Annotated in this window: 11 protein-coding genes; 2 read left to right on the top strand and 9 right to left on the bottom strand. The window is 60.7% G+C overall.

Features of this window, described 5'->3' with window-relative positions:
* Positions 1–16: 16 nt before the first annotated feature.
* Entirely contained in the window at positions 17–1,441 is a 1,425-nt protein-coding gene (hldE, locus tag AC4PS6_RS15225; RefSeq protein WP_014716641.1) for a bifunctional D-glycero-beta-D-manno-heptose-7-phosphate kinase/D-glycero-beta-D-manno-heptose 1-phosphate adenylyltransferase HldE, read from the bottom strand.
* A 157-nt stretch (positions 1,442–1,598) separates the two neighbouring features.
* Positions 1,599–3,404, bottom strand: coding sequence for a lipid A export permease/ATP-binding protein MsbA (msbA, locus tag AC4PS6_RS15230; RefSeq protein WP_014716640.1), 1,806 nt, complete (start codon positions 3,402–3,404; stop codon positions 1,599–1,601).
* Positions 3,405–3,562: 158 nt separating this feature from the next.
* On the opposite strand from msbA, the gene AC4PS6_RS15235 reads away from it, so the two are divergent.
* Positions 3,563–5,404: a bifunctional O-antigen ligase/aminoglycoside phosphotransferase family protein gene (locus tag AC4PS6_RS15235; protein ID WP_020301643.1), complete on the top strand. Its 1,842-nt coding sequence runs from the start codon at positions 3,563–3,565 to the stop codon at positions 5,402–5,404.
* Between the two features lie 48 nt (positions 5,405–5,452).
* Here the strand turns inward: AC4PS6_RS15235 and AC4PS6_RS15240 are convergent, their stop codons facing one another.
* From AC4PS6_RS15240 to AC4PS6_RS15270, 7 genes are all read right to left on the bottom strand, one after another.
* Positions 5,453–6,337 carry a glycosyltransferase gene (locus AC4PS6_RS15240; protein WP_019818309.1) on the bottom strand — a complete coding sequence of 295 codons (885 nt, stop codon included), beginning with the start codon at positions 6,335–6,337 and terminating at the stop codon, positions 5,453–5,455.
* Positions 6,334–7,482 carry a glycosyltransferase family 4 protein gene (locus AC4PS6_RS15245; protein WP_020301644.1) on the bottom strand — a complete coding sequence of 383 codons (1,149 nt, stop codon included), beginning with the start codon at positions 7,480–7,482 and terminating at the stop codon, positions 6,334–6,336. The genes AC4PS6_RS15240 and AC4PS6_RS15245 overlap by 4 nt, the downstream gene beginning before the upstream one ends.
* An 85-nt stretch (positions 7,483–7,567) precedes the next feature.
* Complete coding sequence (locus AC4PS6_RS15250) at positions 7,568–8,974, bottom strand: PIG-L family deacetylase (protein ID WP_060767938.1); 1,407 nt, start codon at positions 8,972–8,974, stop codon at positions 7,568–7,570.
* Complete coding sequence (locus AC4PS6_RS15255; RefSeq protein ID WP_014716635.1) at positions 8,971–9,867, bottom strand: GNAT family N-acetyltransferase; 897 nt, start codon at positions 9,865–9,867, stop codon at positions 8,971–8,973. The genes AC4PS6_RS15250 and AC4PS6_RS15255 overlap by 4 nt, the downstream gene beginning before the upstream one ends.
* Positions 9,868–11,625: a carbamoyltransferase family protein gene (locus tag AC4PS6_RS15260; RefSeq protein WP_014716634.1), complete on the bottom strand. Its 1,758-nt coding sequence runs from the start codon at positions 11,623–11,625 to the stop codon at positions 9,868–9,870.
* A gap of 142 nt (positions 11,626–11,767) precedes the next feature.
* A complete protein-coding gene (locus AC4PS6_RS15265) occupies positions 11,768–12,124 on the bottom strand; it encodes a YceK/YidQ family lipoprotein (RefSeq protein ID WP_014716633.1) in 357 nt (118 codons plus the stop codon).
* Positions 12,125–12,180: 56 nt separating this feature from the next.
* Positions 12,181–12,507 carry a YceK/YidQ family lipoprotein gene (locus tag AC4PS6_RS15270; RefSeq protein ID WP_020301647.1) on the bottom strand — a complete coding sequence of 109 codons (327 nt, stop codon included), beginning with the start codon at positions 12,505–12,507 and terminating at the stop codon, positions 12,181–12,183.
* A gap of 189 nt (positions 12,508–12,696) precedes the next feature.
* Between AC4PS6_RS15270 and AC4PS6_RS15275 the strand changes: the two genes are divergently transcribed.
* The gene (locus AC4PS6_RS15275; RefSeq protein ID WP_058410301.1) at positions 12,697–14,784 is read left to right on the top strand and encodes a TonB-dependent receptor family protein; all 2,088 of its coding nucleotides are present in this window, start codon (positions 12,697–12,699) and stop codon (positions 14,782–14,784) included.
* Positions 14,785–14,858 lie beyond the last annotated feature (74 nt).

Consider the following 14,858-nt stretch of genomic DNA (forward strand, 5'->3'; position numbering starts at 1 on the left):
CTCGCCCCACGGGGTATCACTCGTTGTTGCGGATCTTCTCGACAATCGCGGTGGTGGAGCTGTTTTCAACCAACCCCAGCACTTTGACCGTGCCACCGTAGGCACTGACGATGTCCGCACCGACCACTTGGTCGACGCTGTAGTCACCGCCCTTGACCAGCACGTCGGGCTTGACCTGGGCCAACAGGTTTTCCGGCGTGCCTTCAGAGAAGCTGATCACCCAGTCCACCGCACCCAGGCCCGCGAGTACCGCCATGCGCCGGTCAACGCTGTTGATCGGGCGGCCAGGGCCTTTCAAGCGGCTGACCGACGCGTCATCGTTGACCGCGACGATCAAACGGTCGCCTTGGGCACTCGCCTGCTCCAGGTACGTCACATGCCCGGCGTGCAGGATGTCAAAGCAACCGTTGGTGAACACAATGCTTTCGTTGTGAGCCCGGGCATCGTCAATCGCCAGCAGCAATTGCTCCAAGCCTAGCACACCGCGCTCCGAGCCTTCCGAGCGCTGAATCGCACGGCGCAACTCCGGTGCGCTGATGGCGGCGGTACCCAGCTTGCCCACCACAATGCCCGCCGCCAGGTTGGCCAGGGCCACGGCGTGGGGCAGTTCTTCACCGGCAGCAATGGAGGCTGCCAGGGTAGAAATCACGGTATCACCGGCGCCGGTGACGTCGAACACTTCACGGGCACGCGCTGGCAGGTGCATCGCCGGATGGCCCGGACGCAGCAGGGTCATGCCGTGCTCGCCACGGGTCACCAGCAAGGCGCCCAAGTCGAGATCGGCCATCAGCGCCGCGCCCTTGCTCACCAGTTCGTGCTCATCAGCGCAACCGCCGACGATGGTCTCGAACTCACTGAGGTTGGGCGTGAGCAGGCTGGCGCCTCGGTAAACCGAAAAGTCCTTGCCCTTGGGATCGGCCAGCACCGGAATGTTGCGGGCCTTGGCGGCCTGGATCAACACCTGGTGATTCTGCAAGGCGCCTTTGCCGTAGTCGGACAACACCAGCACCTTGATACCTTCGAGCAGTGCCTCGACCTGGTCGCCAAGGGCCAGGGCGTCGGTGGCGAAGGGTTCTTCAAAATCGATACGCAGCAACTGCTGATGACGGCTCATGACCCGCAGCTTGACGATGGTCGGCTGATAGGCGATGCGCTGAAACAACGCACGCACGCCGGCGCCCTGCAGGCTGTTGGCCAGGCTTTCGGCCGCTTCGTCGTCGCCGGTCACCCCCACCAGGGAGGCCGGGGCGCCGAGGGCGGCAATATTGAGCGCGACGTTGGCAGCGCCACCTGGGCGGTCTTCGATTTGCTCGACCTTGACGACCGGTACCGGAGCCTCAGGGGAAATCCGTGAGGTACCACCATGCCAGTAACGGTCGAGCATGACATCGCCGACCACCAAGACAGCGGCTTGATTGAATCGCGGCATGGACAACTTCATGGAGCAACCCACATACAAAATGAACAGGGGCGCGATATTAGCACAGGGTTTGCGATGGCTTGCGACCGCCGCAGGGCAAATGTGGGAGGGGATTTGCTCTCTGTAGGAGCGAGCAAGCTCGCTCCTACATTTCATTTACCCCGTGATGCCGGGTGGATCAGGTGATATCAGCCTGCACCGGTGCATCCAGGCCCATGGCATGCAGGCGGGCGTAATAGCCGTTCTGCGCCAACAACTCGCCATGGGTACCACGTTCGACAATCCGCCCGTCGTCCATCACCAGAATCAGGTCAGCCTTCTCGATGGTGGACAGCCGGTGTGCGATCACCAGAGTCGTGCGGCCTTGCATGACCTTATCGAGTGCCGCCTGAATATGCCGCTCGGACTCGGTGTCGAGAGCGGAGGTGGCCTCGTCGAGAATCAGCAGCGGCGCATTCTTGAGCAAGGCGCGCGCAATCGCCAGGCGCTGGCGCTGGCCGCCCGACAACAGCACACCGTTCTCACCCACCTGAGTATCGAAGCCCTTGGGCAACTGATCGATGAAGTCCTTGGCATTGGCATCCGCCGCCGCCGCTTCGACGTCGGCGCGAGGCGCACCGGCCAGGTCGCCATAGGCAATGTTGTTGGTCACGGTGTCGCTGAACAGGGTCACATGCTGGGTGACCTGGGCAATATGCTTGCGCAGGTTGAGCAGCTTGTAGTCTTCGATCTCGATGCCATCGAGCAGAATTTCACCGCTTTCATGGTGGTAGAAGCGCGGGATCAGGCTGGCCAGGGTCGACTTGCCACTGCCCGAACGCCCCACCAGCGCAATCATCTGCCCAGGCTCGGCGGTGAAGCTGATGTCCTTGAGCACATGGCGATCGGTGCCAGGGTAGGTGAAGTTCAGGTGACGCACTTCCAGACGACCGCTGACCTTGTCGCGTTCGAGAGTGCCGTGGTCGACCTCAACGTCTTCGTCCAGTTGTTCGAAGATGCTTTCGGCGCCCGCCACGCCTTTCTGGATGGTCGAGCTGACTTCCGAAAGTTGGCGGATCGGCTTGGGCAGCAAGCCCGCCAGGGTGATGTAGGCCACCATGTCACCCGCCGAGGCGTCGCCACGCAGGTACAGCACCAGGAACATCAGCACGGCCATGGCGGAGTAGATCACCAATTGCAGCGCCGGGGTGTAGATCGCCCCGGTGCGGGTCATGCGCAGTTGCTTGTTGGTGTTGCTCTGGCTGGCCTTGAAAAAGCGCTTCTGTTCGTAGACTTCGCCGCCGAAGCTGCGCACCACGCGGTAGCCCTGGATGGTCTCCGAGGCCACGTGGGTCACGTCGCCCATGGCCACCTGGATCTTCTTGCTCTGCTTGCGAAATTTCTTGCTGGCGGTACTGACCATCACGGCAATCAACGGCAGGATCGCGATCATTACCAAGGTGAGGCGCCAGTTCATGTACAGCAAGGAAGCGAACAGGAAGATCACCGTCATGCCTTCGCGAATCACCACCTTGATGGCATCGGTCGCGGCACCCGTGACCATGGTCACGTTGAAGGTAATGCGGGAAATAAGGTGCCCGGAGTTGTGGTTATCGAAGTAACGGTTGGGCAGCGTCAGCAGGTTGTTGAACAGTTGCACCCGCAGGTCGTGGACCAAACCCAGGGAGACCTTGGCCAACAGGTAGTTGCCCAGGAATGAACCCAGGCCCTGCCAGGCCGCGATCAGGATAATCAGCAGCGGCACCGCCTGCAGCAATTGCAGGTCGCGCAAAAAGGGCACGGTCGGGAACAGCACAGCTTCCGGATTGGAAAGACCGTCGACAAAGTACTTGAGGATGTAACCCAGCATCGGTTGGGTCGACGCGAAAATCAGAAATCCAAGGATACTCAACGCGAACAAGCCCATATAGGGCTTAACGTAACTGAGCAGGCGGAAGTATATTTTCAAGCTCGAAGGGCTTGCGCTCGGACTGGAGTCGGTCATATCACGCGGCGTTTTGAAAAAGGAGGCTGACTTTAGCACAGCTTCTCTGTTGTACTTGCACCCGGCGTAAGCCGCGGCCCGGTTGGATCCTACCGGCGACATTACTTAGCCACTAGCTTAAGATGGTCGGCTTTCTCTTTCTGGAATGGCTTTACTGTATGCACTCCAAGCGCCTTACCTATGGCTCAAATCGCGTTTTCGACTTCCTGGTCCTATGGATTTTGCCTGTTGGCTTGTTGCTGCTCCTGAGTGCACTGTTCTTTGTCGGCAATCGCAATGTACTGCACCGAATTGTCTACATCCTGTTCAGCGTACCGACCTTGTTTCTGTTGTGCATGCGTCCTCGGGAGTTCAAGGACCTGCTGCGCGAACCCCTGGCGATCGCGTTCCTGGCGTTCTCCGCCTGGGCGTTGACCAGTCTGCTCTGGAGCCCCGCGCCCAGTTCCGATACCGACCTGTTCAAGCGACCGCTGAATACCTTCATGCTGTTTGGTGGCTGCGGGCTGTTGCTGCATTACCGCAACGAATTGTTCAAACCGATCTTCTTCAGCGCTGCGGTGATTGCGCTGGTGGTGAGCCTGGGTAATCTGGTGGCGTTCGCCAAGGGCTATCAACCTGGCATGCGCATGATCGGTGGTCTGGGCGCCCTCGACAACCCGCTGCTCAGCTCGCACCTGTTTGGCTTTTTCACGGTGTACTGGCTATACGTCTGCATGACCACCCAGCGTCTCAACGTGCTGTGGTTCAGCGTACCGTCCCTGGCGATCATGACCGCTGCGGTGCTGGCGACCGGCTCACGCACGCCGCTGGTGGCGCTGACGCTGGCCATACTTTGGATGAGTTTTGTCAGCCGTAACCGCCGTGCGGCATTGCTACTCAGTGGGATGTTCCTAGGAGCTGTCGCGCTACTACTGTTTTACCCTGAATTGATCACCGAGCGGGGCACCTCATTTCGGCTCGAGCTGTGGAGTATTTCATTGCAGCTTATCGCCGAGCACCCCTGGATCGGACATAGCTACGACTCCGAGCTGTACCTGACCCTGGCAGAAGGCTATCAACTGCGCGAACCCCACAGCTTCGCACTCGGCGTGCTCTATTACGTCGGCATCATCGGTTTCATCCCGTGGGCCTTCATGCTCGGCTGGGGCTTGTATAAAGGCCTGCAGCAACGTGCACAGCCGCTGTTCATTCTGGCATCGTCGCTGCTGGCTTACGGCATCGGCGCAGGCCTGACCGAAGGCGGCGGCATATTGTCGCGCCCCAAGGAACACTGGTTCCTGCTGTGGATTCCCCTGGCAATTATCACTGGCCTGAGCCTCGCCCAACGCCACCGCAGCCTGCTGCGCATGAAGGTGCAGAACCTCAAGCCCGCGGCGTTTGAACAGCTGTGCAGCAACGCCCACGTGATTGAAGCCGATGGCCTGGGGCCCAAAGTCCTGCGCCTGGAGGACGGCAGTTTCCTCAAACTGTTCCGCCCACGCCGCTGGTACACCTCCGGCAGTTTCAACCCGTACTCCGAGCGCTTTGCCAGCAACAGCGAGCAACTGCGCACCCTGGGCATTCCCACGCCGCACATCCTTGGGCTCTATCGCCTCAGCGATGCCAGCAGCGCCGTGACCTACACACCACTGCCCGGCCTGACGTTGCGCCAAGCGCTGCAAAGCCTGGACAGCAGTCTGCGTGAGTCACTGGTGGAGCGCTTTGGCCGGTTCATGGCGCAACTGCACGAGCGCGGCGTGTACTTCCGCTCGCTGCACCTGGGTAACGTGTTGTTGATGGACGACGGTGAGTTTGCCCTGATCGACGTGGCTGACCTGCGCATCTACCCGTCTTCACTGCGTCACGCCTTGCGCCAACGTAACCTGCGCCACATGCAGCGTTATCCGCAGGACCGCAGCTGGCTGTTCGAAACGCACTTCGAACAACTGCTCAAAGGTTACGCCTCGGTGGCAAGCCCAACCGCCACTGCGAAAATCCGCGAGCAGGTCCAAAGCCTGTAAACACCTGTAGGAGCGAGCTTGCTCGCTCCTACAGGGTGCGGTGCCGGTTCAGCTCTTCTTGAGCGGCGCCAGATACAACCGCACCAGCCCCCGCAAGGTCTTGCGCCCCCAGAACTTCATAGGGATCTGCTTGAGAATCTCCCGCGCCAACGGGCGGTCGCGGTCGGCGGTCTTGAGGAACATCGAGTTCAGGAAGTTGTAGCGAACCGCGTCATAGGCCGGGTGCTCGCTGAACTTCGCGTAGGTCTTGAGGATGTTCTGGATCATGTAGCGGTGGTTCTTGTACGTGTTGTTAGCGTGCTGGCGATACTTGGCCATCACCACGTCAAGGGCGTCGATGGTATAGCCCGCCGCCGTGATCTTCAGTTGGATCAGCAAGTCTTCCAGGGGAATCTGTGGGTCGAAACCACCGACCTCCTCCAGCACTTCGCGACGTATCAGCATGGTCGGCGCCGGTGGAAACGGCTTGCGGTCCAGGAACAGGTCGTCGAAATCCAGACAGCGAAACGGCACGTCGCGACGCTGTTTCTTCTCCGGGTGCAGGTTGCCATCCCCGTCGATCAGCTCGATATTGCCAGCACACATGCCCACCTTCGGCTTGCCGTCCATATACGCCACCTGGGTGGCAATACGGTCCGGCAACATGATGTCATCCGAGCCGAACGGTGCGATCAGGCTGCCCTTGGCGCGAGCAATCGCACCGTTCAAGGTGGCGCTGAGCCCTTGATTCTGCTGCACCTGGAAATCAAAGCCGTGCTCGGCCTGCAAGCGCTGGATGCGTTCGACGCTGTCATCCTTGGAGCCGTCGTCGACCACCAACAGCTCGATATTGGGGTAGGTCTGCCCCAGCACACTGAGAATACTTTGCTCGATGTACTGACCATGGTTGTAGGAAGCGATGATCACAGAGACCAGGGGTTGTGGCTGATTCATGCTCTACCTACTTCACGCAAACCGGTTTCAATCAGGGTCAGGTACTTGTGCTTGAACTCGTCGAGGGTGTGATTGGCCTCCAGATAGCGGAACACCCCCTCCCCCTTGGCGCGCAATTGTTCATCGCTCAAGGCCAGGTAAGTATCCAGGGCCGCAGCCAGTTGTTCGACATTGCCCGGGTCGTGGGACAAGCCGCCCGCGCCCTGCACCAGCGGCAGCATCGCCGGGCCGTTGGAGGCAATCACCGGCAGATGGCCGCTCATGCCTTCCAGCAAGGCCAGGCCCAGACCTTCGAACAGCGACGGCATGGTCCAGATATCGAAGCCACGCACGTACTTCATGCCGTCTTCGCGAAAACCCAGCAAGTGCGCACGGCCGGTCAGGCCCAGGCGCTCGATGTCGGCGCGCAGGTCGGCTTCGGCACGGCCGGAACCAATGATGCCCACCTGCGCCTCAGGGTATTTGTCCTTGAGCGTGGCGAAGGCTTGCAGCAGATGGGTATGACCCTTGATCGGCACGAGGCGGCCCAGGGCACCAATCATCCGTGCATCCATGGGCAGGCCCAAGGCCTTGCGTGCGTCTTCACGGGACAGCTGCAAAGCCTCTGCCTGGGGAATGTCGATCGCGTTGGTGACGTAGGTGGTGTTCTCACGGGTGAAACCGCAGTTGAGGTCTACCAGGTAGTCCTTGACCGCTTCGGACACACCGACAAAGCGCCACGCCGGGCTGACCCAGCGCTGGGTCTGACGTCGACGGTAACCACGGGCGTACTCGCCAAAGCCGTGGGAGATGCCGATGCACAGCGGGATCTTCAACCAGCGGTTGAGCGACAGCATCATGTTCACCGACTTGAACCGGTTACAGATGACCACGTCGAACTTCTGCTCACGGCAGTATTTGTAGATCTGCCACATGGCGCCAAAGCGAATACCCTTGAGAGACTTCTCCGGCAGCTCGAAATAGTGGGAGTGCTCGGCCACGCTCAGGGGCTGGCCGGGCAGCGGGCGCCCACTGAGAAATCCGGAGGTCACCTCGAAACGCTCAGCCGGCAGGGATTTGACGATTTGCTCACCCAAGTCCGCGAAGTCATGGGTCTTGACGTTGTAGTCCGGCTGTAACTGCAAAACCTTGAAACGAGGCTTCATAACTCTCCATGCAGCGATCTGGCTACGGGCACGCAGCCCGGTAAAAAGGGCGGCAGGCGCATAACGGCCCGCCTTCAATCGGCTCTCAGTCCTGCTTCAGGACCCACAACAGCTCGTGGCGGCGCACGGCCTTGCGAAAGAATTCGTTCTCGCCATAGGGCGATGGACTACGGCCCGCCAGCAGTTGCTGCAACCACCTACGCACTCGACGCTTGAACGGCGCTGGCGGCTGCAGGTCGTGCATCATGCCCAAGGCCATGGCCTTGTCCTGCTGCTGGCTCAAGGCGAGGGCGAAACTGCACGGCACCAGCTCCACAGCGCCATCGAAACGCGGCGGCAATGCTACGCCAGCGCCGGAATCGCCCATGGGCCAACGGTCGTTATCATGCAGGTGATTGGCGTAGCCGAGCAATGTGTCGGGCTGCCACGCCAGGCCCTGCAAGGCTTCCAGCACTGCCGCATGGGCGCAGATATGGTCGGCGTGGGGGTCCAGCAACGGCGTGGGCAACACGATGACCTGGGGCCGCGCCTTGAGCAGCAGCGCCCGCAGATCGGCGATCAGGTTGTGCCAAGTCGGCGCGCCATCAGCATCGCCAGGCAGGGCAAAACCATTGAACTGGCGAAACAGCCGCGTATCGGCCAAATCGGCTTCGCGCGAGGCTTGAGGCTGATCCGGCGCGACCTGCATGGCTTGCAACTGCATGCAAAAGTAGCCCAATTGCACGCACTGCGCCTCGGGCACGCCCGCCCAGCGGGGCACGGCGACGCTGTCCCAGGCGCGCAAACGGCCCTTGAGGCGCGCAGCTTCAGCCTTGGGCAGGCCCATGTGCTGATAATGCTCGGCTTCGATTTCACCGGCGGTCAGCGTGACGATCCAGCTTTCAGTCGCCTGGCTGTAAAGGCTGAACGCAGCCAGCTCGGCATCGTCGGCATGGGGCGCGATCACCATCACACGTTGCTGGCGATAGTCGGGCTGGCGAAAGCGCCACAGCGTCGGCTGCCCCTTGATCCGGCAAAAACGCCCGCGCAAGTGGAGCTTGCCCGCCGCCAAGTCTTCGGCGGCGCCGGTCAGGTTCAGATAACGCCGCCCAGCGACGCCGCGTTCGAAGGTTTGCCGGTCCGGGCTTGCCAGGCCCGACAGGTCTACCGCAGGGTCGAAGAAACGCCCCAGCCAGGTACTTTTCAACTCAATGCCGACGATCAGGGTTTCCTCCGCCGCCAACGGCGCATCCAGCAACAGTCGGCCCGCCTCCAGGCGCAAGCCGGGTTGTTCGCTGCCGGCCGGGAACGCGTACTCATAGCTGTCTTTGGGCGAGTAAAACAGGTGATCGGCAAACCAGGCCTCATGGGCGGCCCACAACAGCACCGCAAGGATCAGCGGCAACCACCAGGCAACCAGTACGCCGGTCGCGACCAACACCAGCACGCCGATCAGCAGCGCAATACGTTTGTTACGCCGATGGCGCTTGAGCAGTTGCTGTTTGCGGCTCATACGCTGAACACCGGCACCGGGTTGCACCAGCGCTCCTTGTATTCACGGTCGGAACGCCCGAAGGAGAAGCGCAGTGACTTGTTCGCCGCCCGCGCCTGTTCCCAGGCACTTTGGGTATTGAGGAAACTCAGCACACTGCCAGGGCTGAATGCACGGGTTTCAGGGTCGACGCCGCCGTTGACATACTCGGCGCTGAACCACTCGTTGGACTGCACCTGATACACCAATTGCACTGCAATCGGCGCGTCGTTCAGAAACAGCACCGAGCCGAACAGGAATTCCTTGAGCAACTCCAGCACCTCGGCCAGACGCGCCGCGCCCGCCGCCGGGAAGCCCCAACGACGCTGGAACAGGTCGCAATAAATCGCCGCCAGTTCTACGCTGGAAAACTCACTGACCGCCCGTACCACGCCGCCCGCCTCTTCCAACAGGCGCAGTTCACGCCGCTGGTTATAGCGAAACTTCTTCGACAGGTCTTCGGGCGTACGCGCCATGGCCAATTGCTCGGCCTGAGGCTTGAGGGTGCTCACGCGCCCCTCGTTCAGCGCCGAGAGGTAGCGCGCACGGTGCCGTAACGGTACCTGCGCATCGGCGGCAATCGGCAGGATGATCTCGGCGTTGCCCAGGTCAAACAGGCCTTTCTTGCCGCTGCGCTTGAGCACGTCCTTGGACAGCGCCAGGTCGCGCCCCCAGGTGGCGATCGCCCCCTTGAACTCACCCCCTTGCTCCCAGCCCAGGTAGCGCACGGGTATCTGCGCCAGGCCGGCCAGCCGCTCGATCACCTGGGGATGGGTCGCCACGCTGCCGCCGTAACGCTGCCAGGCCTGGGCGTAAACCTCGGCCTCGACAGGCGCCCAGCCACGTTCACGCCAGCCCTGGAAGCGGTTCAGCATTTAAACCACGGCGTCATAAGGGTCCACGCCGTCCTTGACCACCAGGATGTCTTCCATGATCAGGTACTGCAGGTCCGAGCCGAAGAACATGTTCAGCGCGTCGGTCGGCGAGCAGATCATCGCTTCGCCACGACGGTTGAGCGAGGTGTTCAGGGACACGCCGTTACCGGTCAGCACTTCCAGCTCTTTCATCATGTCGTAGTAGCGCGGGTTGTATTCGCGCTTGAGCACCTGGGCACGGGAAGTACCGTCTTCGTGCACCACTTCCGGTACACGGGTCTTCCACTCTTCGGCGACTTCAAAAGTGAAGGTCATGAACGGCGCCGGGTGATCGACCTTGATCATCTGTGGGGCCACGGTGTCGAGCATCGACGGGCAGAAAGGCCTCCAGCGCTCGCGGAACTTGATCTGGTGGTTGATGCGATCCGCCACGCCGGTTGCACTTGGGCAACCGATGATCGAACGACCGCCCAACGCACGCGGGCCAAACTCCATGCGGCCCTGGAACCAGGCTACCGGATTGCCGTCGACCATGATCTTGGCAATGCGCTTAGGCATGTTCTCGATCTTGCGCCAGTTCGGCTTGCTCTCGTGCTTGGCGCACGCGGCAATCACGTCTTCGTTGCTGTAGGACGGGCCGAGGTAGACGTGTTCCATCTTCTCGACCGGTACACCACGAGCATGGGACACGTAGGCCGCCGCACCGACGGCGGTGCCGGCATCGCCGGAAGCCGGCTGTACGAACAGCTCTTTGACGTCGTCACGGGCAATGATCTTCTGGTTCAGCTTGACGTTCAGCGCACAGCCGCCGGCGAAGGCCAGCTTGCCGGTGTCCTTGAGGATGTCGCCCAGGTAGTGGTCGATCATCTGCAAGGCCAGTTTCTCGAACAGCGCCTGCATGCTGGCCGCGTAGTGGATGTACGGCTCGTCGGCGATGTCGCCTTCGCGTTTCGGCCCCAGCCACTCGATCAGTTTCGGCGAGAAGTAGAAACCCTTGCCCTTCTCTTTGTAGCGGCGCAGGCCGATGACATTGGCGTAGTCGGTGTTGATCACCAGCTCGCCGTTTTCAAAGGAGGCCAGGCGCGAGAAATCGTACTTGCTGGCATCGCCGTACGGCGCCATGCCCATGACCTTGAACTCACCGTCGAGCATCTCGAAACCGAGGAACTCGGTGATTGCGCCGTACAGGCCGCCGAGGGAGTCCGGATCGTAGAATTCCTTGATCTTGTGGATCTTGCCGTTTTCGCCGTAGCCGAAGAAGGTGGTGGCGTACTCGCCCTTGCCATCGATGCCCAGGATCGCGGTTTTTTCCTGGAAGCCCGAGCAGTGGTAGGCGCTGGAAGCGTGAGCCAGGTGGTGTTCAACCGGTTCGATCTTGATTTTCTTAGGATCGAAGCCCAGTTGCTCCAGGCACCAGACGATCTTGTTGCGATAGCGTTTGTAACGACGGTTGCCCATCAAGATCGCGTCGAGGGCGCGGTCCGGGGCGTACCAGTAACGCTTGGCGTAGTGCCAGCGCGCCTCGCCGAACAGGCTGATCGGGGCGAACGGGATCGCCACCACGTCAACGTCCGAAGGCTTGATGCCAGCCTGCTCCAGGCAGAACTTCGCCGACTCGTAGGGCATGCGGTTCTTTGCATGTTTGTCGCGTACGAAGCGCTCTTCTTCGGCGGCCGCAATCAGCTTGCCGTCGATATACAGGGCTGCGGAAGGATCATGGCTAAGGGCGCCGGACAGGCCAAGAATCGTCAATGCCACTGGGGTCTAGCCTCTTTTAGTCTGCATGCAGGCGCATCGCGCCTGAAAAAAGTGTGCCTCTCGCCTGGGCGAGAAACAGCTAAAGGGCGGGATTATAGCTTAAAAGCAGAGGGAAGCTGTTAGCGGCAAGCGCCGAGAGGGGCTAGCGGAAGATCTCGATGCTGCCGTCCTTGTTCTGGCGGTAGATCGTGTAAGGCAGCATCAGGGTGTCCATGACACCAGAGGCGACAAATTCAATCGCGATGATCGGGAAAGCATTGCCTTGGCGATCCAGCAGGCTTTGGTCCTTCAGGCTTTTGTCCGGTGCGGGCTCGCCATTGAGGGTACAAAAGCCGTAGATCACCCCACTGTAGATACGCGGCACGTTTTCGCAGTGACTGCGCGACTCCTTGAGATTCTGGCTGGCCACGGCATCCGGACGCAAGACGGTATTGATCGTTCCGCAACCGGAGGCCATTAACAAGGTTGAAACCAGCAGTACTTTGAAACCACGACTCACGGACTACTCCTTTCGCCCAGTAAATGGGCTGGGCAGGTGCTTTTATACCCATAGGCTTATGAACGGCCTGGACGCCAATAGATGCTGATATTACCGTCGGCCGATTGTCGATAAATCGTATAGGGCAAAACCACCGTATCGGCAACCGCGGACACCGCAATATCTACGAGCACGAAGGGTATGAGGAACCCGGTGGGGTCCGGGGCCGCGTGCAGCATGCAGAAATCAAACGCCACGCCGCTGTAAGCGCGGGGAATGGATTGGCAATAGGTTTTTACGAGCCTGAGTTCACGCGCCGTGTCGCCCTCTTTGCGCATGACGCTATTAACGGTTCCACAACCGCTTAATAACAGCGCAACGACAGTTATACCCAGCGCAGCCATTCTTTTTCTTTTCATATCCGAGCCTCGCAAACGGTCAGCCACGCTAGCACCGAGAGATTGGCTCATTCATGCGAGAAGCACCGCCACATTGCGTGGGAAAAATCCGAAATGGTAAAACTTACCTGACTGTTTAAACTTGCGCACTTTTTGCGCGCCTTCACTATGCGTGCCCGAGACTCTGGCTGCCTCATGAAAAAAACGCACGCTCGCTTTTCCCTCTTGCTGCCTGGCCTGCTGGCCTTGAGCACCACAGCGCAAGGCGAGGACTCGCCACTGATACTTGACCCCAGCGTGGTCACCGGTTCGCGCAGCGCCAGCCCAACGTTTGATTTGCCCTACTCCGTGGACGGCATCAGCCGCGAACAGATCAGTGACGGCCAACTCGGCATCAACGCCTCCGAAGCCCTGTCCCGCGTGCCCGGCCTGGTGGTGCAGAACCGCCAGAACTATGCGCAGGACCTGCAAATTTCTTCCCGAGGCTTCGGCGCCCGTTCAGCATTCGGCGTGCGCGGCATCAAGCTGGTCGCCGACGGCATTCCCGCCAGTACCCCGGACGGTCAGGGTCAAGCCGCCACCTTCAACCTCGACACCGCCGAGCGCATCGAAGTGCTGCGCGGCCCGGCGGCGACGCTGTATGGCAGCAACGCCGGGGGCGTGATCCAGATGTTCTCCCGCGACGGCGAGGGCCCGCCGCGCATCGGCGCCGAAACCCTGGTGGGCAGCGACGGGCTGAACAAGAACCACCTGAGCGCCGAGGGCGCGGCGAATGGCGCCGGGTTTGTGCTCGACGCCTCGCGCATGGACACCAACGGCTACCGCGATCACAGCAGCGCGCGCCGCGACCAGACCTTCGCCAAGCTCAATTTCCAGCCCGATGACGACAGCAAGCTGGCGCTGATCTACAGCAGCCTGGAGCAGAACGGTACGCAGGATCCGCTGGGGCAGAAATGGGATGCATATAAGGCAGACCCTCGCTCGGTAGACACAGCTGCGTTGCAATACAACACGCGTAAAAGTATCGATCATCAGCAATTGGGGATGAATTACGAGCGGTATTTCGGTGGCGCCACCTTGCAGGTCAATGCCTACACTGGGCGCCGTAGTGTGATTCAGTACCTGTCGATCCCCAAGGGCACGCCCGCCAACGAACGCGGCGGAGGCGTGGTGCAATTTGATCGAAAGTTCTACGGCGGCAGCGTGCGCTGGATGCAGCCCATCGAAAGCGCGCCTGGCGAGCTGATGATCATTACCGGCCTGGACTTCGACCAAAGCGAGGACAGCCGCCATGGCTATCAGAACTACAGCGGCAATGCCCTGGGCGTGAAAGGCCAACTACGCCGCGACGAAATCGACACGGCTCGCAGCCTCGACCCGTATATCCAAGCCAACTGGGCCCTCGACCGCTGGACCCTGCAAGCCGGCGTACGCCACAGCACGATGCAGATGGACGTTGACGACCAGTTCCTCAGCAATGGCGACGCCAGCGGCAACAAGACCTACCAGAAAAACACACCGTCGATGAGCGTGATGTATGCGTTCACCCCCGACCTGCATGGCTACATCAGCGCAGGCAAAGGCTTTGAAACCCCGACCCAGGCCGAGCTGGCCTATGCACCGGGCAACGCCGAGGGCTTCAACTTCGGCTTGAAGCCGTCTGAAAGTACGCAATATGAAATGGGTGTGAAAGCGCAACTGAACAACACGCGGATCAACGCCGCCGTTTTCCAGATCACCACCGAGGACGAACTGGTGGTGCAGCAATCCATCGGCGGCCGTACCAGCTACCAGAACGCCGGTCGCACATTGCGCCGCGGCTTCGAACTGGGCGTTGAAAGCCAACTGAGCGAGCACTGGAGCACCAGCCTCGCCTACACCCGCCTGCACGCCACCTACGACAGCGACTTTGCCAGCGGCGCCAACACCATCGACAAAGGCAACTACCTCCCCGGCGTGCCACAAACTACCCTGTTCGCCGAACTGAACTGGAAACCACGGGACTGGGTCAGCACCGCCATCGAGGGCCTGTACCGCAGCAAAGTCTACGTAGAAGACACCAACCAGCAACATGCCGCACCGGCCTACAGCGTCTTCAACTGGCGCGCACGGTTTGAGCAGAAGGTAGAGCACTGGACCTTTCACCAGACCTTGCGCCTGGATAACCTGCTGGATCGCCAGTATGTGGGGTCGGTAATTGTGGGCGACGGCAATGGTCGCTATTACGAAGCCGCGCCGGGGCGGTCGTGGTATGCGGGGGCTGGGGCGCAGTACCAGTTCTGAATGCAGCGCCTGGACGGGCGCCATCGCGGGCAAGCCCGCTCCCACATTTTGACCGCGTTCACAGATCAACTGTG

This window comes from Pseudomonas sp. DW-iso17, from assembly GCF_058725345.1.